Raw genomic sequence first — 21,510 nt, forward strand, 5'->3', positions numbered from 1 at the left:
AAGTTTGCCCTCGCATATTTCTGGAACTAGGCCTTTAAAGCCGTTCGAAAAGCGAGGCGAGCTTCGGTTCACCGGAAATCTCTACGCGTGACCGCAAGTCGGAGGGCAGAGCCTCAGCGATTCGTTCGGACAGACAGAGAAGCCGTAATGTCTCGGCTTTGGCGCCAAGATAGGGCATGACACAGTCCGCAAAGGCAGCTGCCTGAGCTTGCGACAGAATCAATGCAGCATCGCCCCCTGTATCGCCAAGACTTTGATCGAGGTCTGCAAGGTCGGGAACGCGGCGAACAATGTCGTAGACTTCCCACGTCGACAGGCTGAGCGAGGTGCCGGCGACGGCCTCTTCGAGTGAGCCCGATCGGTTTCGCCCGGCGGCGTAAAGCAGCCGCGTTCCGTCCGCAGGCGCACCAAGAATGCTCTCAACGAGACAGGGAAGCGAAGCGGCCTTCCCAGACCCCACTTGGACATTGGAAAAACCGGCCGATTCGAGGGCCTCTCCTGTCGCTTCTCCGACGGCAAAGACCGGCCGCGCGTCATCCGCGAAAGCCTCCGCCAATGCGGGGACGGCCTGAGCGCTCGTCACCACGAAGCCATCGAACGATGACACCGGCAGTTCGTTGTCCAGTCGGATCACCGCCTCGAGTGGAAGAAGAAGCGGCTCGTGCCCGAGAGCGCGCAGCTGATCAGCCGTCCGCTCGGCCGCGCCTTCTTCGCGAAGGACGAGCACCCGCGCCATCAGCGCCGGCTCATGGCTGGGGCTCACCCCAGCCGTCGAAGAAGTTGGGTCCTGCCGCTTCGAGAACGGTGCGCGCGGCGCGTTCGCCGATGACGATGGCATCATCCGCATCGCCTTCGTCGTGGGCCTCGTGCACTTCGGTGCCGTCGGGTCTGAGAATCATGCCGTGAAAGGTGATCCGGCCACCGCCGTTCAGAACGGCTCGCGCGGCGATCGGCGTGCGGCAAGAGCCGTCGAGCACCCGAAGAAAGGCCCGCTCGGCATGGAGCGCCGTCGAGGTTTCATCATGGGCGATGGCCGAGACCAACTCAGCGATCCGCTCATCACCCTCCCGACTTTCGATGCAGATCGCGCCCTGTCCCGGTGCAGGCGGGAAATCTTCGGGGGCGAGGATGTCCGTCGCGTGATGTTGCATATCCATGCGGTTGAGACCGGCGAGCGCGAGCAGTGTCGCATCGGCCTGCCCCTCTCCAAGCTTGCGCAGCCGTGTCTGGACGTTTCCCCGGAAAATGATGGTGTTGAGGTCGGGCCGTAGCCGCTTGATCAGCGCCTGCCGGCGCAGCGAGGCCGAGCCGACGGTCGCGCCTTCGGGGAGATCGGAAAGGGTCTTCACATCGCGCCCGATGAAGGCGTCGCGCACATCCTCGCGTTCGAGGAAGGCGGTGATCTTGAGACCGTCCGGCAGAGCGGTCGCCATGTCCTTGGACGAATGGACCGCGAGATCGATCCGGTCTTCGAGCAGCGCGGCCTCGATCTCTTTCGTGAAAAGGCCCTTACCGCCGACTTCCGAAAGCGGCCGGTCGAGAATCTGGTCTCCCGAGGTCGAGATCACCTCGATCGCGAAATCCTCCTCGGTGAGGCCATGGGCGGCGATCAGTCGGGCGCGGACCTCGCTTGCCTGGGCCAGCGCGAGCGGACTGCCGCGTGTGCCGATCCGGATGATCCTGTCCGCTTGCGCCATTTCGTCTCCGCTCCCGCGTGCTCAAGGTTTCCGACGTCGATCTGTTCGGCAACGTCCCGAACATCTCCGGACTCAATCGCATCGCGGGCCCGATGTGGCAACGTTTGCAGCGCCTTTTGTCGATGGCCGTCCACGGGGCTGGGAGCGGGGAAAGGGCTTCCCAGAAGCGGCACGACCTGCCAAAAGGTCGCGGCAAGAGGAGCGGCACGGCCAATGAACAGCGCAATTCGATCGAAGACATGCCCCGTTATTCTGGGCATCGAGACGAGCTGCGACGAGACGGCGGCGGCGGTCGTAACGCGCGACGAACAGGGCGCGCCGGTGATCCTGTCGAACATCGTCTACAGCCAGATCGAGGACCATGCCGCCTATGGCGGCGTCGTGCCGGAGATCGCCGCGCGCGCACATGCCGAAGCGCTCGACGGCATCGTGACGGCTGCGCTCGACGAGGCGGACATTTCGCTTTCGGAGGTTTCGGCGATCGCCGCGACAGCCGGTCCCGGCTTGATAGGCGGGCTCATCGTCGGCTCGGTGACGGCAAAAGCCATTGCCCATGCGCGCGGCGTTCCCTTCATTGCGATCAACCACCTCGAAGGACACGCGCTGACGCCCCGGCTGACCGACGATCTCGCCTATCCCTATCTGATGCTGCTCGTCTCCGGCGGCCACACGCAGATCGTGCTGGTGCGCGGGCTTGGCGATTACGAACGCTGGGGTACGACCATCGATGATGCATTGGGTGAAGCATTCGACAAGACGGCCAAGCTTTTGAACCTCGGCCATCCGGGCGGACCCATGGTGGAGCGCGCCGCCGAGAGGGGCGATCCCAAGCGCTTCCCCTTCCCCCGGCCTATGCGCGGAGAGGCGCGGCTCGACTTTTCCTTCTCCGGCCTGAAGACGGCCGTGCGGCAGGCGGCCGAGAAGAGCGCGCCGCTAAGCCAGCAGGACGTGAGCGACCTCGCGGCGAGCTTTCAGGCCGCCTGCGCCGACACGATCGCCGACCGCATGGTCCGCGCCTTCGCGCGCTTCCGCGAGCATCTGCCGAACATCGCGACACCCACGATCGCCGTCGCGGGTGGTGTCGCAGCCAATCAGACGATCCGAGGGGCGCTCGAAACCTGCGCACGAAACGCCGGTTTCACTCTTGTCGCGCCACCGCTGCGGCTCTGCACCGACAACGGCGCGATGATCGCCTATGCAGGGCTTGAACGCTTCGAAGCGGGGATCGCTGATCCGCTCGATACGCCAGTGCGCTCCCGCTGGCCGCTGGATCAGGCGGCACAGCCGCTGATCGGCTATGGCCGCAGGGGAGCAAAGGCGTGAGCCGTCTGACGGTCATTGGAGCGGGCGCCTGGGGCACCGCGCTTGCAAGCCTTTATGCGCGGGCTGGACACGATGTCGTCCTGCTAGGCCGCGATGCCGAGGGCATGGCCGAGATGAACGAGACGCGACGCAACGTGGCCTATCTGCCGGAGGTCGTTCTGCCGCCCTCCCTCACGGCGACCCACGATGCTGAAGAGGCGTTGAGCGGCGCAGAGGCTGTGCTCTTCGTCGTACCCGCGCAATCGCTTGGCGGGGCCGCCGAGACCTACGCCAATCTCATCCCCGCTCGGGCGATGCTCGTGCTCTGCGCCAAAGGGATCGAGCGCCGGAGCGGGCGGTTCGCCTCGACCATCATCGCCGAACGCTTCCCGGACAATCCGCTTGCGGTGTTGTCCGGACCGAGCTTCGCGGCCGATGTCGCGAACGGCCTGCCCACCGCCGTGACGGTCGCGGCCCAGTCGATCGAGCTTGCCGACGAGGCTGCAGAACTTTTATCGACGGGCACGTTCCGCTGCTATGCGAGCGACGATGTGGCGGGGGTCGAAGCGGGCGGCGCGTTGAAGAACGTTCTCGCGCTCGCCGCCGGAATGGCGATCGGCCGAGGGCTCGGCGAATCGGCGAAGGCCGCGATCGTCACACGCGGATTCGTCGAGCTGCGCCGGCTCGGCGATGCGTTCGGCGGCCAACCGCAGACCCTGATGGGGCTTTCCGGTCTCGGCGATCTCATCCTGACCTGCTCCAGTGAACAATCGCGCAATTTCGCCTACGGGGTCGCTTTGGGCCGCGGGGTCGACCGCACAAACCTGAAGCTTGCCGAAGGCGTCTATTCGGCTGGCATCGCGGCCCATCTGGCGCGCGAGCATCACATCGAAGCACCGATCGTTCAGGCGATTGCGGAAATCCTCGATGGCGAGATATCCGTCGACGACGCGATGCTGGCGCTCCTGTCGCGCCCCTTGCGCCGGGAAGTCGAGAGCGCGTAACGCTTCGGCCGATATTTTTCGGTGAGGAGAACCCCGATGCAATTTGCCATTATCTGCGAAGACAAGCCGAACAGCGTGGAGCTCCGCCAGTCGACGCGCCCGGAGCATGTCGACTACCTGAACGGACTCGGCAAGACACTGATCTTCGCAGGCCCGTTCCTGAGCGAGAACGGCGATCCCTGCGGCAGCCTCGTCGTGATCGAAGCGGCGGACCAGGCAGAAGCAGAAGCGATCGCCGGCCGCGACCCTTATGGCCATGCCGGGCTGTTCGACAGCGTGACCGTCCGGCCGTTCAGGCTTGCGTTCAACACCACCACCGGATCGTAAGGAACCGTTCCGCATGCGATACTGGCTGTTCAAATCCGAACCGTTCAAATGGTCCTTCGAGCAGCAGAAGGAAAAGGGCGATGCCGGCCAGGAATGGGACGGCGTGCGCAACTATCAGGCCCGCAACTTCATGCGCGAGATGAAGGTCGGCGACCGCGGTTTCTTCTACCATTCGAACGAGGGCAAGGAGGTTGTCGGCATCGTCGAGGTGATCGCCGAGGCGCACCCGGACTCAAAGGCCGATAGCGACAAGTGGGAGTGCGTCGACATCAAGGCCGTGATGGACGTGCCGAACCCGGTAAGCCTCGATCAGGTGAAGAACGAGGAGCGCCTGAAGGACATGGTGCTCGTCAACAATTCGCGCCTCTCGGTCCAGCCTGTCGAGGAAGCCGAATTCAAGCTCGTCTGCGAAATGGGCGGCGTTGATCCGAAGAAGGCGATGGGCGGCTAGACTGACCGCCCTCGCCAAGGGAGGGCTCAGCCTTCGCTGTTCTCGCCAAATTCCATCGGATTGCCTTCGACGATCGTGCCGGTGCCCTCGCTCTCACCGTCTTTGAACCATTCGAGTTGGTCGCCCTCGATTTCGGCCTGATAGCAGCCGTAGTCCGTTTCCGGATAGCAGACGCCGTCTTCGGTGATTTCGTACGTCCCCGTGGTGGTGGCGTCGGCATAGGTGCCGTCCTCACCGAAATAGCTGCTGTATTCACTGCTTCCCATGCTGCCCTGGAAAGTGTTGCCGACGAGTGCTTCGCGGATGTCCTCGGCCGACGACTGGGCGAAAGCCGGGACTGAGAATGCGAGGATGGACGCGGTTGTTGCAAGTATCGAAAGACGCATGGATGTCTCCTGGGTGAGCAAGGCGATTGTCGCATCGCCGATTGGGTGTGCACACTCACCTCGGGCGGAACGGCGAATTGGCGAGGCCCGGCGTTCCCTACACTGGCATCATGCCGCAGCCGTCTTCGCTCCGGCCGTAGCTCGCTGCTTCACTTTCCGAGCGACCTCTTCGAGCGTTGCCTGAAGGCGATTGGGTTGAGTGAGCGTCATCAGCTGTTCCGGCGCGTACCGGGCGACAATATATTCGCGTCGCTCGGAGAGGGCGATCAGATGCTGGACTGTTTTAAGGCGCAGCCTCAGATCGGATTTCAGAACGAGCTCCGTGCGCTTGGCGAAGTCGTGGTGAAGACCGCGGATGACAGACGGTTCGATACCATCGAGCAGCAACCAGACATTGAGATAAAGCTCGATCGCGTGGATCGCGGCGAGACGAAATGGGGCTCCAGTGATTGATCCGCCAAATCGCCCGAGCTTGACCAGAGCCTTAGCGGACGACCGATATTCTTCCGCCAAACGGAGAACATCTGCCGGATCCGTCTCGCTTCCGGGGTATGGGTCTGCTTGTAGCACCATGTCATAAAGTCTCGTGCCGAAAACCCAAAGATATTGCTACCGTGCCGGACTATTGAGATGACACGACATTCATTTTCGGAAGGTCGGTAAATCGACCCGATAGAAAACGCGTCAATTTGACAGTTTCGGTTCGGGAACCTCGCCGCTTTCAGAACATTTCATGAACAATCGAAACGAGTTTGGAGTCTCACAATGTCCGATGCACCGAAGGTCGATGCCCCGTCCAATGCCGAGAAAGATCCAGAGGATTGGACCACCGGAAACGAGCCGATGACGGGCGCGCAGGCGTCCTATCTGAAGACGCTGTGCGAAGAGACCGGGACGCCGTTCGACGAGACGCTCGACAAGGCGAATGCCTCGATCATGATCGACAAGCTGCAAACGGTGAGCAACCGCGTCGATGGCGAGTAACAGCCATGAGCGTTCGTCCCGACCGATGATGTAAACGCTGCGGCAAGGGCTCGCACCGTGCTTGCCTCTCTTGAAGGAAATTAGAAGCATTCCAGACTCTTTGCCATTGGATGCAAGGAGTCTGGCTCATGAGCCTGGTCGGCAATGTCGGTGATCTGTTTTTCGAGGACGAGGAAAATCGGGTCTGCAAGGACATTCCCGAAGACGCTTGCCGGGATCAGCCGCAGAATGCCGGGCTCCATCTCCTCAGCCTCACAGCGACGAAATCGGGCGATGGGCTTCTCGATCCAAAGCTGATCCTGCCCTGGCTTCTGCAATCGGTTGGGGCGCCGGGCGCCGCTATTGGCCTTCTGGTTCCGATCCGCGAGTCGCTGGCGCTGTTACCGCAAATTTTCGTCGCACATCGAGTGCGTCAGCTGAAGCAGCGAAAATGGGTCTGGGCGCTCGGGAGCGCGATCGAAGCGGCGGCGATCTTCGCGATGGTCGCCTGCCTCCTCGCGCTGGAGGGAGCCGCAGCCGGATGGTCGGTCGCTGGGCTTCTGGCGATCTTTGCGCTTGGCCGTTCGCTTGCCTCGGTGTCCTACAAGGACGTTCTGGGCAAGACGGTCTCGAAGACCAAGCGCGGGTCGATCACCGGGATGGCGGGATCGGTCGCAGCCGCCGTCGTACTCGCCTATGGCGGAGCGCTCGCGCTCGATATCCTGCCACTGGAACAGACGGTGCTTCTCGTTGGTCTCGGCGTCGGTGGCGCGCTTTTCGCTATCGCAGCATTCTCCTTTACCCTGCTGGTCGAGGTTGCCGGGGCCAATGAAGGTGCCGAGAACGGGTTCAAGGCCATCAAGACTTACGGTCGGCAAGCATGGGAGGACCAGCAGTTTCGGCTCTTCGTCATCACGCGTGCCTTGCTGACGGTGACGGCCCTCGCCCCGCCCTATCTGCTTCTCTCGGCGGGCGAGAATGGCGACCGCGCGCTGGGCACGCTCGGCAGCTTCGTGCTCGCCTCCTCGATCGCCGCGATCCTCGGCTCCTATGTCTGGGGTTCGCTGTCGGATCGATCGAGCCGGAGGGTGCTGATCTATTCCGCCATTGCAGGCTTCGTCGTGCTGGCCGCTTCTGCGGCGATCGCAATGATCGAAAGCGCGCGAGACTGGTGGCCGCTTGCCGCGCCCTTCGCGCTCTTCCTGCTGATGCTCTCCTATCAGGGCGTACGGCAGGGTCGGAAAATCCATCTCACAGACATGGCGAAGGCTGAGGACAGGGCCGTCTACACGGCAGTCTCGAACACGATGATCGGCATCGTGCTCCTCGTCATGGGCGCTTTCGGCTTCCTCGCCGATCAGCTGGGTTCGAGCTTTGTGCTCGGCGCCTTCGCCGCGTTCTGTCTTGCTGCGGTTTTTGTCGCGGCGCGTCTTGAAGAGGTTCAGGAGGGCTGATTGGCCTCGTCCTCGGCGTCATCGTCATCCGGGCTTTCGACGAGACCTGCGGCGAGCGGATCGACCCTTAACACACCGGCTTCGAGATCGAGTTCCGGCACGGCGGTTTCGGAAAACGGGATCATCAGCGTCGCCCCCTCCTCCGGTGCGACCTCCAGAATGTCGCCGGCCCCGAAGTTGTGGACCGCGACCACGATGCCGACCGCCTCGCCGGACACGGTCTCGACTGCCAGCCCTTCCAGATCGTCTAGATAGAACTCGTCACGCTCTTCCGGTTCCGGCAGCAAGGCGCGCTCGACGAAGAGCTCGCGGCCGTTGAGCCGTTCGGCGTGATTGCGGTCGTTCACCTCGTCGAACTTTACGACCACGACGGTCTTCTGCGCTCGAGCCGACTTTACGGTGTACCGGTTGCCCTTTTCGTCCTCCAGCGGACCGTAGGCGCCAAGATCGGTCGGCTCCTCGGTGTAGGATTTCACCCGCACCTCACCGCGCACGCCATGAGCGCCGCCGACGATGCCGAGGAGAACGGGATTTTCAAGCTTCATTGAGAACCGACCGGAATGCGCGCCAAGAAAAAGCCCCGCCGGATGGCAGGGCCTTCTCCATAATCATTCGCAATACGGCGTCAAAGCCGGAATCCGGCTCAGGCTGCTTCCATCGAAGCTTCGGGCTTCTTCGCGCCGGTCATCAGCGCGACCGCATCGTTCATCGAGGCCTGCTTTGGATCAATGACGCAGAGACGCTTGCCGAGCCGATGGACGTGGATGCGATCTGCGATCTCGAATACATGGGGCATATTGTGCGAGATGAGCACGATCGGCATGCCGCGCGAGCGGACATCCTGGATCAGCTCCAGCACCTTGCGGCTTTCCTTGACGCCGAGCGCTGCCGTCGGCTCGTCGAGAATGATGACCTTCGAACCAAAGGCCGCAGCTCGAGCGACGGCGACGCCCTGACGCTGGCCGCCCGAAAGCGTCTCTACGGCCTGGCTGATGCTCTGAATGGTCATCAGGCCGAGATCGTTGAGCTTTTCGCGTGCGATCTTTTCCATCTGGTCCCGATCGAGCATGCGAAGATACTTGCCGAGAAACCCCTGCTTCCGGATTTCCCGACCGAGGAACATGTTGTCGGCGATCGACAGCGCCGGCGACAGGGCAAGCTGCTGGTAGACCGTCTCGATGCCGGCTTCCCGCGCCTCGATCGGCGAGGTGAACTTCACGGGCTTGCCGTTCAGCTTGATCTCGCCCTCATCCGGCACCACGGCGCCGGACACGGCCTTGATCAGGGATGACTTGCCAGCGCCGTTGTCGCCGATCACGGCGAGAATCTCGCCGGGATAAAGATCGAAGTCGGAGCGGTCGATGGCGGTGACGCGGCCGTAATGCTTGACGATGCCGCGTCCCTGCAGGACCGGGGTGGATTTCTCACTCATGCCGAGATCCTCCGGATCCATTGGTCGATTGCCACCGCCACGATGATCAGCCAGCCCGTGGCGAAGAGCTGCCACAGGACATCGACGCCGGCGAGGCGGAGGCCGGAATTGAAAACGCCGACAATGATGGCGCCGATCAGCGGGCCGAGAATTGAGCCACGGCCGCCGAAGAGCGAGATGCCGCCGATCACCACAGCGGTGATCGATTCAAGGTTCGCCTCGAAGAAGGATTGCGGCGAGATCGATCCGACGCGGCCGATCGATGCCCATGCCGCAATGGCGCAGATAACGCCCGACAGAACGTAGACGGCAATCAGCGTTCGGTCGGTGCGAATACCCGAAAGATCCGCCGCCTCCTTGTCGTCGCCGATCGCGTAGATGTGGCGGCCGAAGGCGGTGCGATTGAGCACGAACCAGAGAGCGCCGAAGATCACGACCATGAGGACGACGCCCCAGGTAAGCACGGCACCGCCGAGGTTGAACCGCTCGCCGAAGAGTTTCAGGAGCGGCGCATCGGCATCCAGCGTCTGGGAGCGGATGGTCTCGCGGTTCGAGAAATAGTAATTGAGCGCCAGGAAGATGTTCCAGGTGCCGAGCGTCGTGATGAAGGGCGGCAGCTTGACCTTGGTGACGAGCACGCCGTTAAGCGCGCCGGTGCCGGCGCCGCAGAGAAGGCCGATCACGATCGAGATCGGGACGGGCATGCCGAGTTCGACGGAGAGGCGGCCCATGATGACCGAGATCATCATCATGACGGCTGCGACCGAAAGATCGATGCCGGCGGTGAGGATGACGAGGCTCTGCGCGGCGGCAAGAATGCCGACGATCGCCACCTGCTGCATGATCAGCGACAGGTTGAAGGCGGAGAAGAAGTTCGGCGAAACGAGGCCGAACACCACCACGGACATGACCAGAACGATGACCGGAACCATCGTCGGATTGCCGTGCAGAAAGTGCTGGGTGTTGCCGAGGGCGCCCCTGTGTTTCAGTTCGAAGGCCGCGACCGAAGTGTCGCTGTCGTTCAGGGAGGCTTCGTAGTCAGCTCCCTTGCCGCTGGTTTCGCTCATGACGATCGGATCTCCGAAAAGATTGAGGATGTCCGCCCGGCAAGTCGACGAAATTGATAGGTATCAAGATGTCAGCTTGCCGGGGGCATCGGCGGCACCGGTGACCAGGGACGATCCATTTTCACCCCCGCGCGCCCTGGAAAGGCGCGCGACGGCTAGATCAAATGGTCGACACGGGCCTGCCGTTCTGCATGAAGCCCAATATCAGCCCCAGCAGCGGTCGAGACCTTCCTCGACCGAAATCGACTCGACACCGTCGACCGGCGCGTCCGTCACGAGATTGACGCCCGTGTTGAAGAAATCGAGGCCCTCGGAGGGCTCTGGAACGGACTTATCCTCGGCGTACTGTGCGATCGCTTCGACGCCCTTGGACGCCATATCGAGCGGGTACTGCTGCGAGGTCGCGCCGATGACGCCGTCCTGCACGTTCTGGACGCCAGGGCAGCCGCCGTCGACCGAGACGATGAGGACGCCCTCTTCCTTGCCGAACGACTTGAGCGCTTCGTAGGCGCCGGCCGCGGCCGGCTCGTTGATCGTGTAGACGACGTTGATGTTCGGGTCCTGCTGAAGCAGGCTTTCCATCGCGCTGCGGCCGCCTTCCTCGTTGCCCGATGTCACGTCGTGGCCGACGATGCGCGGATCGTCCTCGTCGCCAATCGTGTTTTCGTCCTTGACTTCGATGCCGAAGCCCTGAAGGAAGCCCTGGTCGCGCAGGACGTCGACCGACGGGGCGGCCGGCGAGAGATCGAGCATGGCGATCTTGGCGTTCTCGGCTTCATCGCCGAGCGTGGCCTTGGCCCACTGGCCGATGAGTTCGCCGGCCTTGAAGTTATCCGTCGCAAAGGTTGCGTCGGCCGCGTCGATCGGCTCGAGCGGCGTGTCGAGGGCGATGACGAGAATGCCGTTGTCACGCGCCTGCTGAACGACTTCGGTGATCGCCTTGGTGTCGGATGCGGCGATCAGGATACCGCTGGCGCCAGCCGCGATGCAGCTTTCGACCGCCTGAACCTGAGTCTCGTGGTCCCCATCGACCCGGCCCGCATAAGTGGAGAGTTGAACGCCGAGCTCTTCAGCCTTGGCCGTCGCACCTTCCTTCATCTTGACGAAGAACGGGTTGGTGTCGGTCTTCGTGATGAGGCAGGCCTTGGTGCTGCCGTCTTGCGCGGCCGCGGGCATTGCGAAAGCGGCGGCCGCGACGAGCGCAGTCGTCCCGAGAAGCGTGCGGAATGTCACGTGAAAATCCTCCCTGTGATGATAGTCGGCACGGCCTTTGGAAGGCCTTAAACCGGTGCCGCCCGACCTCCCTGGCGCGAGCGTTCTAACGAAAAGAACACCGAACCCAGGCGGCTGTCAATATATAATTCATGAAAAGTTATTTATTGTGCGCGTGCCATTTTCCGGGCATTTTGAACCCGGTGAGAGCATGCTTTTTGACAGAGCATGCTCTATCGGAGACGGCTATACAATGCCGAACCGAAGGGAGACTTAGGATGTCGGATATCTCCACGGAGGGACAAGCCCTCGACGGCAGGGCCCGCGGATCGAATCAGTCGGGCCTAAGAGCTCATAACGAACGCGCGGTTCTGTCGCTGATTCGCCGCCGTGGCGAGATGGCAAAAGCCGACATCGCGCGCAGTACCGGGCTGTCGGCGCAAACCGCTTCGGTCATCATGCGCTCGCTGGAGCAGGAGAAGCTCGTCGTGCGCGACGAGCCAAGGCGCGGCCGCGTCGGCCAGCCCTCCGTGCCCATGCGGCTCAATCCGGAGGGGGCTCTCTCCTTCGGTCTGAAGATCGGCCGGCGCTCGAGCGAACTCGTCATGATGGATTTCGTGGGCAAGATCCGGCTGAGCCGTGTGGAGCGCTACAACTATCCGAAGGTTTCCGAAATCTGCCGCTTCGTCGAAGAGGCCCATCGTGAACTGACGGCGGAAATCGAACCTCATCTGCAGGAACGGATCACCGGGCTCGGCGTCGCAATGCCCTTCGAGCTCTGGTCCTGGGCAGCCGAGATCGGCGCTCCCGAAGAGGAAATGGCGCCCTGGCGCGATTTCGTAGCGGAGACCGACCTTGGTGAACGCACCGGGCTCTCCGTCTTCGTCGCGAACGACGCGACGGGCGCCTGCGCAGCGGAAAACGTGTTCGGTGGGGCCGATTGCGCCGATTTCGTCTATTTCTTTGTCGGCGCTTTCGCCGGCGGCGGCATCGTCATCAATGGCGACCTGATACCAGGCCGGCTCGACAATGCCGGCGCACTCGGTTCACTACCCATACCGCGAGAGAGTGGCGGTGCGGGCCAGCTGATCGAATTTGCCTCGGTCAACAAGCTCGAAAACCTGATTCGCGATGCAGGCGGTGATCCGACGGCGATCGTCGGCGACGAAGCGGCGTGGGACGGGCTCGGCGATGTCCTCGATCGCTGGATCGACGAAGCCGCCCATGGGCTTGCCTATGCCACACTCTCCGCAAGCGCGGTTTACGATTTCGAGGCAGCCGTCATTGACGGTGCCCTGCCCCGGCCTGTGCTCTCACGGCTGATCGAGGAGACGCGCGAGAAGTTCGAGGGCCTCAATCACAAGGGGCTTTCGCCTGTGGAACTGAGGGCCGGCACAGTCGGACCGAGCGCGCGGGTTCTGGGCGCCGCCAGCCTGCCGCTCTTTGCGCGCTTCCTGCTCGACCAGCGGGTACCCTATGCGGAGAGAAGCTAGACCTTTCATTATCTTGCGATACTGAACGATACATTTCGTAATGGATCGTCCCGGCATCTTCTGAATTTCTGATCGTGGAAGGGATCATCATCGATCTCGGGATTCAGGAGTTCAGGAATGCCCCGCTCGTTCATCAAATCCATGGCAGTCGCCCTCAGCCTCGCCACGGCTCTGCCGGTCGCCACGACGGCTCCGGCCTTTGCCGATCCGAGCCGACACGCCGAGTCGCGCCACTATCGTAACGACATCCGCAAAGAGCGCCGCGAGTTCAGGCGGGAAGTCCGTCGTGATCGCCGGGACGCACGGCATGAGCGTCGCGTGGAACGGCGTTGGCATCGCGGTCGCGCTCTGCCCTCAGCCTATCGCGGCCACGTCGTTTCGGACTGGCGCAGCCACGGCCTTGGCCGTCCGCACGATGGCCAGCGCTGGGTTCGCGTCGACAACGAATACCTGCTGATTTCGGCCGCGACCGGCGTCATCGCGAGCATCATCGCATCCGCCCGCTGATCGGCATGTCCTGCACCTGATTGGGATTGGAGCCGGTCGCTGATCGTCGCAGTGGCCGGCTTTTTCGGTTCAAGGATGCGGCGTCGAGTGTCGGTACAGATTTACATATTAACCGCCACGACACCGTCTGGTTGCGCTGACGTTCCGTCTCTCTAGGGTAGTAGTCATCGAAGCGATCAGGGACGCATAAGATGCTGGAACGTCGTCAGAAACCGCGCCGCCGCGTATGCCTTTCGGCTCAGATCGTGGGCGACCTGACATCCGCCCCTCAGCACGTGCGCCTGCGCAGCATCTCGGACGGCGGTTTCGAGATCACGACGCTGCGGGAAAGTCTGCCGGGAGAAAATGTTATCGTCCGTTTCGATCGAGATGACGGCAAGACGCGCAGTGCGAAGGTGGTGTGGAGAAGCTTCGACCGGTTCGGCCTGAGCTTCACGCCCGGCTCCCGTCCTTCCGACGATCCGGTCCCCGGCAGGCTTTCGGGGCTGCTTCGGGACGCCTGACATTTCATCTGACGAGGATGGATCGCGACTTTCGCGCTGGTCCATGACATCCACATGATCTCGATGGACTCTCCATCCTCGCCAAGCTACCTCTCACCCCATGAAAAAGGGTGATCATCTCTTCCTCGTCGACGGCTCGGCTTACATCTTTCGGGCCTATCACGCGCTGCCACCGCTGACGCGGAAATCGGACGGCCTGCCAGTCGGTGCCGTCTCCGGTTTCTGCAACATGCTGTGGAAGCTGGTCGAGGAATCACGCGATACCAATGTGGGCGCCGTGCCGACCCATTTCGCGGTGATCTTCGACTATTCCTCGACGACGTTCCGCAATGAGCTCTACTCCGAGTACAAGGCCAACCGCGAGGAGCCGCCGGAGGATCTGAGGCCACAATTCGGGCTGATCCGGGATGCCGTGCGCGCCTTCGACCTGCCCTGCATCGAGAAGGAAGGCTACGAGGCCGACGACCTGATCGCGACCTATGCCATGCAGGCTGTGGAAGCCGGCGGCGACGTAACCATCGTCTCTTCCGACAAGGACCTGATGCAGCTCGTCGGGCCGAACGTCATTCTCTACGATCAGATGAAAGATAAGCGCCTCGGACCCGAGGAAGTGAGGGAGAAATTCGGCGTCTATCCGGAGAAGATGATCGATCTTCAGGCGCTCGTCGGCGATACCTCAGACAACGTGCCGGGCGTGCCAGGCATCGGCCCGAAGACCGCCTCGCAGCTGCTGGAGGAATACGGCACGCTCGAAGAGCTGCTGGAACGGGCTTCCGAGATCAAGCAGAACAAGCGGCGCGAGAACCTGATCGAGTTTGCCGATCAGGCGCGGCTGTCGAAGAAGCTCGTCACGCTCGACTGTGAAACGCCGCTCGATACGCCGCTCGACGACCTCTTCATCCACGAGCCGGACGGCGAAAAGCTCGTTTCGTTCCTGAAGGCGATGGAGTTTACCACTCTCACCCGGCGCGTCGCGGCGGCGCTCGAAACCGATGCGAGCGAGGTGGAAAGCGCCAAACTCGACATCGAGGATGCGCCGCGTGGACCGGATCTCGACGCTTTTGAGCCCGAGGAGACGCCGGGCGATACGATCTTCCCGGCAACGCCCCAGCGCCTCGCGGCGAAACTGAAGGACGAAGCGGCCGGACAAACGATCGACCGCTCCGCCTATGTCACGATCCGCGATGTCGATACGCTGGAGAAATGGCTGGACCGCGCTCGTGACAAGGGCGTGATGGCTTTCGATACCGAGACGAGCGAACTCTCGGCCTACAAGGGCGACCTCGTCGGCGTCTCAATCGCGATCACTCCTGGAGAAGCGGCCTATGTGCCGCTCGGCCATGTCGCCGCCGATGCCGATCTCCTCAGCGATCCGGAAAGCGCCGAGGCCCTGGGTGGGCAGATCCCGATGGACGAAGCACTCAAGGCCCTGAAGGATGTTCTTGAGGACAAAAGCGTCCTGAAGATCGGTCAGAACGTCAAATACGATCTGCTGGTCATGCTCCAGCACGGCATCGCGATGACGCCCATCGACGATACGATGCTGATTTCCTATGCGCTCGACGCATCGTCAGGACTTTCGGGGCATGGCATGGACGAGCTTTCGGAAAGATGGCTCGGTCACAAGCCGATTTCCTACAAAGAGCTCTGCGGAACCGGCCGCAACGCAAAGCCGATCGCGGCGGTCGAGATCGACCGGGTGACGGAATACGCGGCCGAAGATGCGGACGTCACGCTGCGGCTCTGGAAGGTGCTGAAGCCGCGCCTTGCGGCCGAAGGCCTTGCCCATGTTTACGAGCGGCTGGAACGCCCCCTCGCCCCGGTGCTCGCCCGGATGGAACAGCGCGGCATCATGGTCGACCGGCAGATCCTCTCGCGGCTGTCGGGCAATTTCGCCCAGAAGCAGGCCGCGCTCGAAGACGAGATCGCCAAGATGGCGGGCGAAGAGTTCAATCCCGGAAGCCCCAAGCAGCTCGGCGAAATTCTGTTCGGGAAGCTCGGCCTGCCCGGCGGCAAGAAGACCAAGAGCGGCCAGTGGTCGACCGATGCGCGGGTGCTGGAGGACCTTGCCGCAGAAGGCCACGACCTGCCACGCCGTGTCGTCGACTGGCGCCAGCTGACCAAGCTCAAGGGCACCTACACCGACACCCTGCCTCATCACATGGATGCGAACGGACGCATCCATACGTCCTTCTCCATGGCCTCGACGACGACGGGCCGGCTCTCATCCTCGGAGCCAAACCTTCAGAACATTCCGGTTCGCACGGAAGAGGGCCGCGCCATCCGCACCGCCTTCGTCGCGCCGAAGGGCAAGAAGCTGCTGTCAGCCGACTATTCGCAGATTGAACTCCGCATCCTCGCGCATATCGCAGACATTCCGCAGCTGAAGGACGCCTTCCAGAACGGCGTCGACATCCATGCCATGACGGCATCCGAGATGTTCAACGTGCCGGTGGAAGGCATGGAGCCATCGGTGCGTCGACGTGCCAAGGCCATCAATTTCGGAATCATCTACGGCATTTCGGCCTTCGGGCTCGCCAATCAGCTGGCGATCCCGCGCGAGGAAGCCGGCCAGTACATCAAGAAGTATTTCGAGCGCTTCCCCGGCATTCGCGACTACATGGAGGACACCAAGGCGTTCGCGAAAAAGCATGGTTATGTGGAAACGCTCTTCGGGCGGCGCGCGCATTATCCCGATATCACCGCCAAGAACCCGCAGATCCGCTCCTTCAACGAGCGCGCCGCGATCAACGCACCGATCCAGGGCACGGCGGCCGACGTCATCCGCCGCGCCATGGTGCAGATGGAAGATGCGCTTGCCGAGGCGAATCTCTCGGCGATGATGTTGCTTCAGGTTCATGATGAACTCGTCTTCGAGGTCGAGGAGGACGAGATCGATCAGACAGTTGAAGTCGTGACTAATATTATGGAGGCCGCCGCCGGGCCCCGCGTCACATTGTCCGTGCCTCTTGAGGTCGAAGCCAAGGCAGCGTCGAACTGGGAGGAGGCTCACTGAGCCAGGCCAGCTACCCTTGATTGCAATCAATAAGGGTATCTTCAGTCGCATCAACCACTTGGTACCGGCTTTCGACGTGAGCGGACTCGATGTTCGAAAGTCGACCAAAGCTGTGATTGAAGGCGAATTTCCCGCACTCTTGGGCCAGGAAAGCATTTCCTGTCTTTTCAGACACTTGCGATTGCGACGCATGTTTACAATGTTTCTAAACAGCGTGTTACGCCGACCTATGACCCCATGTTGGCGACCTGCCAAACCTGTGGCAACGGTGGTAGCGCTGCGGCAGATTGCCGTCAGGCTCGATAGAGGATGTTGATGGATCAACGGGAGATCAACGAACGGGATGGGTTCTCGATGCCGAGCGGCATGAGCACCGCGGCGCTCTCCAAGCTTCCGTTGGCTCTTGTGCTGACCAATCCGCATCTCGATGACAATCCGATCATCTACGCCAACCGGGCGTTCGAAACGATCACCGGCTATTCCGCTGGCGCGATCATCGGGCGGAACTGCCGTTTTCTGCAGGGCGAGGCGACCGATGCGGAGCAGGTCCGCAGGATCGGCGCGGCTTTGCGTGACGAGGAAGACATCACCGTCGAAATCCAGAACTATCGCGCTGACGGGACGAAGTTCCTCAACAAGCTGATGATCACGCCGCTCTACGACGATCAGAACAATCTGCAATGCTTCCTGGGCGTCCAGCGCGATCTGACGGTGGAGCAAGATACTCCCACGAACAAGCGCTCCGATACGGCGCTTGGCGAGATACAGCACCGGGTGAAGAACCATCTGTCGATGATCATCGGCATGATCCGCATGCAGGCGCGGGTGAAGACGAGCGAAGAAAGCTTCTCTGCCCTTGCCCGCCGCATCGAGAGCCTTCAGCTTCTTTATCAGGAAATGACGGATGCCGGTGTCGGCTCGTCGAACTCTGAGATGATCCCGCTCGGTGCCTATGTCAGCCGGATCGCTTCCACGATCGGCCATCTCGACGGCCGCCGGTCGGTTCGGATTAACGTCGACTGCGACGCCATCACTTTGAAGGTCGACCGCGCGGCCCGGATTGGCCTCCTGTTCTCCGAGCTTCTCACCAATGCGCTGAAGCACGCTTTCGAAGGCCGCCAGGAAGGCCTCGTCGAGGCAAGGCTGAAGATGCTTTCTTCCGGCGTGATCCGCCTGACCGTCGTCGATGACGGAGTCGGTCTGAAGGAGAACGACAACTGGCCGTATAATGCGAAGAAGCCTCCACGCGAGCTCGATCGCGAGTCGATTCAGAAGGCTGTGGAGGATACCCGCAAGGAAGTCGAGGAAGATGAGGGCGGAAACGAAGCACGGCAAATTGCGTCTTCGTTCGGCATGGGGAGGAGCGAACGGATCCCTGCCGAGAAGACCAAGGGCGGCGCTTTAACCGAAGAGGCCCGCCGGGACGAAGCGAGAGAAAGCGGCGAGAAGGACGCCCAGGCGGGCGGTCTCGGCGGTCGTATCGTGATGTCGCTGGTACGCGGTCTCAACGCAAAGCTCGACGTCAACTCCGATACGGTCGGCACCACAGTAACCGTGGACATTCCTGCCGATTCCTGATGAGTCTCAGCCGGCAATTTCTCTCGATGCCGGAGTTTTTCGAGTTTGACCGATAAAGATATGCGCGACCGGCTCATCGTAGGTCTCGACGTCTCGACCCGCGATGAAGCGGTGCGATTGATCGAGACGCTTGGTGATACGGTGTCGACCTACAAGATAGGCTACCAGCTAGCCTATGCCGGAGGCCTTCCGCTGGTGAGTGAACTCTCTGCTGCCGGCAAGTCGGTCTTTCTCGACCTGAAACTTCTCGATATTCCGAACACTGTCGCGAAAGGCGTCGAAAGCGCACTCACCCTCGGCGCTTCGATGTTGACGGTCCATGCCTATCCACACGCAATGCGCGCCGCCGCAGAGGCGGCGAAGGGCAGCAACCTTCTCGTCCTCGGCGTCACTGTGCTGACGGCCCTGGATGACGGTGATCTCAGGGAAGCGGGATATTCGGCCAATGTCGAAACTCTCGTGGCGGATCGCGCAAAAGCGGCCAGCGAGATTGGTATCGGCGGCCTCGTCGCATCGGCCGCCGAAGCCCCGTCTATCCGCGAGATCATTGGCCCGGACATGGCGCTTGTAACACCCGGCATCCGCCCCTCTGGTGCCGAGAGCGGGGATCAGAAACGCGTGGTCACGCCAGGGGATGCGCTTCAGGCCGGAGCGTCCCATCTCGTCGTCGCGCGTCCCATCATCGCCGCTCCCGATCCCCTCGGCGCCGCGAGGGCGATCCTTGCCGAGATGAGCGCGGCGGCGTAAAGCGAAGCGAAACAAAGCGACTGCTCCAAGGAAAAGCGGACATGCCAAAAGGTTACTGGATCGCCAGCGTCGATGTCCGTGATCCCGATCGCTACAAGGACTACGTCGAAACCGCGGGGCCCGCTTTCGCCGAGTTCGGCGGGCGCTTTGTGGTACGCGGCGGTGAAGTGACGCCGATGGAAGGCGAGGCACGCCCCCGCAATGTCGTCATCGAATTCGACAGCGTCGAAAGGGCGCGGGCCTGCTACGAAAGCCCGCAATACCAGAAGGCAGCCAAGATAAGGCAGGCCATCGCCGATGCCGACCTGTTCATCGTCGAGGGGCATGACGGATAGCCGGAAACCACGGAAGAACGGACGCAAGGCGTTCAAGGGTTTGGCACCGAAAGGCTACGCCATCCGCATGATGGAGCCGGGCGAGGTGCCGGCGCTTCTGACGATCCTTAAGAATGCCCAAGCCGAAAGTATCGGCACCGGCGATAAGCCCGATATACACGCATTCACGCGTTATCTTCTGGCGCACGAGATCTTCGTGGCCGTTGACAAGAAAAGCGGCGAACCGTTGGCGTACGCCGCAGCGGCGGCCGAAAACGATCTCTATTGGCTGTCGGAACTCACGGTCGATCCCGGTGCCGAAAACGGTCATCAATTAGCCGGCGCACTGCTTAAAGCCGTTGCAGAGCGCGCACACTGGTTCTTCTATCGTGCACTTGGACACGCCTTGGCGGAAGATGCGTATTGCGATGCCGCATTTTACGTTAATCATGGCTTCGTCAAGATACCGGAAGCCGACCTGCCTGCATGGTTGAACGAGAAACGGCGCGCTTCCGCTCGCGACGGTGACGGAGAAAGCCAAGTTGTTGTGCTGAAATGGCTTTGAGTCTTCGCAGCGTCAGCCGAACTGCTGGACCCGATATTTGTGCGCTGCACCATATTCTGGTAAGAACAACACAAAGAGGACGTAAACCGACCCCATGTTGTATTACTTTTACGAGTGGAACCAGGCGATGCTCGCGCCGCTACGCGCTGCGGCCGACGCGACCCGGATCGCTTACCAGAACCCGCTGAATCCCGCAGCGCGCACGACCTTCGGTCGAGCGATCGCCGCCGGCGCGGAATTGTTCGAGCGTACGACCCGCGTCTATTCGAAGCCGGAATTCGGTATCGACGAAACAGTTGTGGGTCACACCCATGTTCCGGTGGAAGAAAAGATCGTCGTCGACAAGCCGTTCTGCCAGCTTCTGCACTTCGAGCGACAGCTGCCGAAGGATAGGAAATCCGACCCGCGTTTCCTGATCGTCGCACCGCTTTCGGGCCATCACGCGACGCTTCTGCGCGGCACGGTGGAAGCGCTGCTGCCCTACGCCGACGTCTATATTACCGACTGGAAGGACGCTCGCGAGGTTCCCGTCGAAGACGGCAAGTTCGATCTCGACGACTACACACAGTATGTCATCGATTTTCTGCACTTCCTCGGTCCCGACAGCCACGTTCTGGGCGTCTGCCAGCCCTCCGTGCCGGTAATGATGGCCGTCGCCCACATGGAGAAGCACCAGGACGACTGCTATCCGGCGACGATGACGCTGATGGGCGGCCCGATCGACACCCGCGTCAATCCGACGGCCGTGAACCGGCTTGCCGAGGAAAAGGGCATCGACTGGTTCCGCGAGAATGTCATCATGACGGTGCCCTTCCCGCAGCCGGGCTTCCGCCGGCGCGTCTATCCGGGCTTCCTGCAGCTCACCGGCTTCATGTCGATGAATCTCGACCGCCACATGATGGCGCACAAGGATTTCTTCTGGCACCTCGTGAAGGACGACGGCGACTCCGCAGAGAAGCACCGCACCTTCTACGACGAGTACAACGCCGTGATGGACATGACGGCGGAGTTCTACCTTCAGACCGTCGAAGAAGTGTTCATCAAGCACTCGCTCCCCAAGGGCGAGATGAAGTTCAACGGCGAGACCATCGACCTCACGGCGATCAAACGTGTCGCCCTTCTGACGGTCGAAGGCGAGAACGACGACATTTCCGGTGTCGGCCAGACCGAAGCCGCGCAGGACATCTGCCCGAACATTCCGGAAGAGATGCGGGTCCATTACGTGCAGCCGATGGTGGGCCATTACGGCGTCTTCAACGGCTCGCGCTTCCGGGCCGAGATCGTGCCCCGGATCATCGATTTCGCACTGACCCATGGCACGACGCACGGCTCCGCCGCGCTGCCGAAGAAGACCGAGATCACGAAGCGCGAGGGCCGCAATTTCGGCGCCTTCGCCGAACGCCGCGCCAAAGCGGCGACACTCGGCCAGTCCCTCGGTGCGGGAGGCGAGACCGGCATTGCCGATCCGCTGATGTTCGAGAGCAATCCCTTC

At 61.9% G+C, this 21,510-nt stretch carries 22 protein-coding genes and 1 pseudogene; 15 read left to right on the forward strand and 8 right to left on the reverse strand.

The window, feature by feature from the left end:
- Positions 1-34 precede the first annotated feature (34 nt).
- Complete coding sequence (locus tag ABRA89_RS03630; protein WP_349940091.1) at positions 35-763, reverse strand: uroporphyrinogen-III synthase; 729 nt, start codon at positions 761-763, stop codon at positions 35-37.
- Positions 747-1,697, reverse strand: a complete 951-nt coding sequence (gene hemC, locus ABRA89_RS03635) for a hydroxymethylbilane synthase (RefSeq protein WP_349940092.1) — start codon at positions 1,695-1,697, stop codon at positions 747-749. Before hemC ends, ABRA89_RS03630 begins: the two co-directional genes overlap by 17 nt.
- Positions 1,698-1,910: 213 nt before the next feature.
- Between hemC and tsaD the strand changes: the two genes are divergently transcribed.
- From tsaD to ABRA89_RS03655, 4 genes are read left to right on the forward strand one after another with little or no spacing between them, the layout of a single operon-like run.
- A complete protein-coding gene (tsaD, locus tag ABRA89_RS03640; protein ID WP_349940093.1) occupies positions 1,911-3,020 on the forward strand; it encodes a tRNA (adenosine(37)-N6)-threonylcarbamoyltransferase complex transferase subunit TsaD in 1,110 nt (369 codons plus the stop codon).
- Positions 3,017-4,003, forward strand: coding sequence for an NAD(P)H-dependent glycerol-3-phosphate dehydrogenase (locus tag ABRA89_RS03645; protein ID WP_349940094.1), 987 nt, complete (start codon positions 3,017-3,019; stop codon positions 4,001-4,003). The genes tsaD and ABRA89_RS03645 overlap by 4 nt, the downstream gene beginning before the upstream one ends.
- Positions 4,004-4,039: 36 nt before the next feature.
- A complete protein-coding gene (locus ABRA89_RS03650) occupies positions 4,040-4,330 on the forward strand; it encodes a YciI family protein (protein ID WP_349940095.1) in 291 nt (96 codons plus the stop codon).
- Between the two features lie 13 nt (positions 4,331-4,343).
- Entirely contained in the window at positions 4,344-4,781 is a 438-nt protein-coding gene (locus tag ABRA89_RS03655) for an EVE domain-containing protein (RefSeq protein ID WP_349940096.1), read from the forward strand.
- A gap of 26 nt (positions 4,782-4,807) precedes the next feature.
- Here the strand turns inward: ABRA89_RS03655 and ABRA89_RS03660 are convergent, their stop codons facing one another.
- Positions 4,808-5,167, reverse strand: a complete 360-nt coding sequence (locus tag ABRA89_RS03660; RefSeq protein WP_349940097.1) for a hypothetical protein — start codon at positions 5,165-5,167, stop codon at positions 4,808-4,810.
- A 108-nt stretch (positions 5,168-5,275) separates the two neighbouring features.
- A complete protein-coding gene (locus ABRA89_RS03665) occupies positions 5,276-5,680 on the reverse strand; it encodes a hypothetical protein (protein ID WP_349940098.1) in 405 nt (134 codons plus the stop codon).
- A 252-nt stretch (positions 5,681-5,932) separates the two neighbouring features.
- On the opposite strand from ABRA89_RS03665, the gene ABRA89_RS03670 reads away from it, so the two are divergent.
- Complete coding sequence (locus tag ABRA89_RS03670) at positions 5,933-6,151, forward strand: DUF3072 domain-containing protein (RefSeq protein ID WP_349940099.1); 219 nt, start codon at positions 5,933-5,935, stop codon at positions 6,149-6,151.
- Positions 6,152-6,279: 128 nt separating this feature from the next.
- The gene (locus tag ABRA89_RS03675) at positions 6,280-7,584 is read left to right on the forward strand and encodes an MFS transporter (protein ID WP_349940100.1); all 1,305 of its coding nucleotides are present in this window, start codon (positions 6,280-6,282) and stop codon (positions 7,582-7,584) included.
- Here the strand turns inward: ABRA89_RS03675 and rimM are convergent.
- From rimM to ABRA89_RS03695, 4 genes are all read right to left on the reverse strand, one after another.
- Positions 7,572-8,129 carry a ribosome maturation factor RimM gene (rimM, locus tag ABRA89_RS03680; RefSeq protein WP_349940101.1) on the reverse strand — a complete coding sequence of 186 codons (558 nt, stop codon included), beginning with the start codon at positions 8,127-8,129 and terminating at the stop codon, positions 7,572-7,574. The genes ABRA89_RS03675 and rimM overlap by 13 nt on opposite strands.
- Positions 8,130-8,227: 98 nt before the next feature.
- On the reverse strand, positions 8,228-9,016 hold the full coding sequence (locus ABRA89_RS03685; protein WP_349940102.1) for an ATP-binding cassette domain-containing protein: 789 nt from the start codon (positions 9,014-9,016) through the stop codon (positions 8,228-8,230).
- On the reverse strand, positions 9,013-10,083 hold the full coding sequence (locus tag ABRA89_RS03690) for an ABC transporter permease (protein ID WP_349940103.1): 1,071 nt from the start codon (positions 10,081-10,083) through the stop codon (positions 9,013-9,015). Before ABRA89_RS03690 ends, ABRA89_RS03685 begins: the two co-directional genes overlap by 4 nt.
- A 204-nt stretch (positions 10,084-10,287) precedes the next feature.
- A complete protein-coding gene (locus ABRA89_RS03695; protein WP_349940311.1) occupies positions 10,288-11,259 on the reverse strand; it encodes a sugar ABC transporter substrate-binding protein in 972 nt (323 codons plus the stop codon).
- Positions 11,260-11,573: 314 nt separating this feature from the next.
- Between ABRA89_RS03695 and ABRA89_RS03700 the strand changes: the two genes are divergently transcribed.
- From ABRA89_RS03700 to ABRA89_RS03740, 9 genes and pseudogenes are all read left to right on the forward strand, one after another.
- Positions 11,574-12,788, forward strand: coding sequence for an ROK family transcriptional regulator (locus ABRA89_RS03700; protein WP_349940104.1), 1,215 nt, complete (start codon positions 11,574-11,576; stop codon positions 12,786-12,788).
- Positions 12,789-12,905: 117 nt separating this feature from the next.
- Entirely contained in the window at positions 12,906-13,295 is a 390-nt protein-coding gene (locus ABRA89_RS03705) for an RcnB family protein (protein ID WP_349940105.1), read from the forward strand.
- Between the two features lie 191 nt (positions 13,296-13,486).
- A complete protein-coding gene (locus ABRA89_RS03710; RefSeq protein ID WP_349940106.1) occupies positions 13,487-13,798 on the forward strand; it encodes a PilZ domain-containing protein in 312 nt (103 codons plus the stop codon).
- A gap of 100 nt (positions 13,799-13,898) precedes the next feature.
- Positions 13,899-16,814: a DNA polymerase I gene (gene polA, locus ABRA89_RS03715; protein WP_349940107.1), complete on the forward strand. Its 2,916-nt coding sequence runs from the start codon at positions 13,899-13,901 to the stop codon at positions 16,812-16,814.
- Between the two features lie 315 nt (positions 16,815-17,129).
- On the forward strand, positions 17,130-18,392 hold the full coding sequence (locus ABRA89_RS03720; RefSeq protein ID WP_349940108.1) for a PAS domain-containing protein: 1,263 nt from the start codon (positions 17,130-17,132) through the stop codon (positions 18,390-18,392).
- A 60-nt stretch (positions 18,393-18,452) separates the two neighbouring features.
- Positions 18,453-19,139, forward strand: a complete 687-nt coding sequence (gene pyrF, locus ABRA89_RS03725) for an orotidine-5'-phosphate decarboxylase (protein WP_349940312.1) — start codon at positions 18,453-18,455, stop codon at positions 19,137-19,139.
- A gap of 41 nt (positions 19,140-19,180) precedes the next feature.
- Positions 19,181-19,474 (forward strand): DUF1330 domain-containing protein, encoded by a 294-nt coding sequence (locus ABRA89_RS03730; RefSeq protein WP_349940109.1) that lies wholly within the window; start codon positions 19,181-19,183, stop codon positions 19,472-19,474.
- Positions 19,464-20,018: a hypothetical protein gene (locus ABRA89_RS03735; protein WP_349940110.1), complete on the forward strand. Its 555-nt coding sequence runs from the start codon at positions 19,464-19,466 to the stop codon at positions 20,016-20,018. Before ABRA89_RS03730 ends, ABRA89_RS03735 begins: the two co-directional genes overlap by 11 nt.
- A 94-nt stretch (positions 20,019-20,112) precedes the next feature.
- Positions 20,113-21,333: pseudogene (locus ABRA89_RS03740) on the forward strand (polyhydroxyalkanoate depolymerase); the annotation flags it as partial.
- Positions 21,334-21,510 lie beyond the last annotated feature (177 nt).

The sequence above is a fragment of the Fulvimarina thalattae genome (assembly GCF_040239565.1).
Taxonomy (GTDB): domain Bacteria; phylum Pseudomonadota; class Alphaproteobacteria; order Rhizobiales; family Rhizobiaceae; genus Fulvimarina.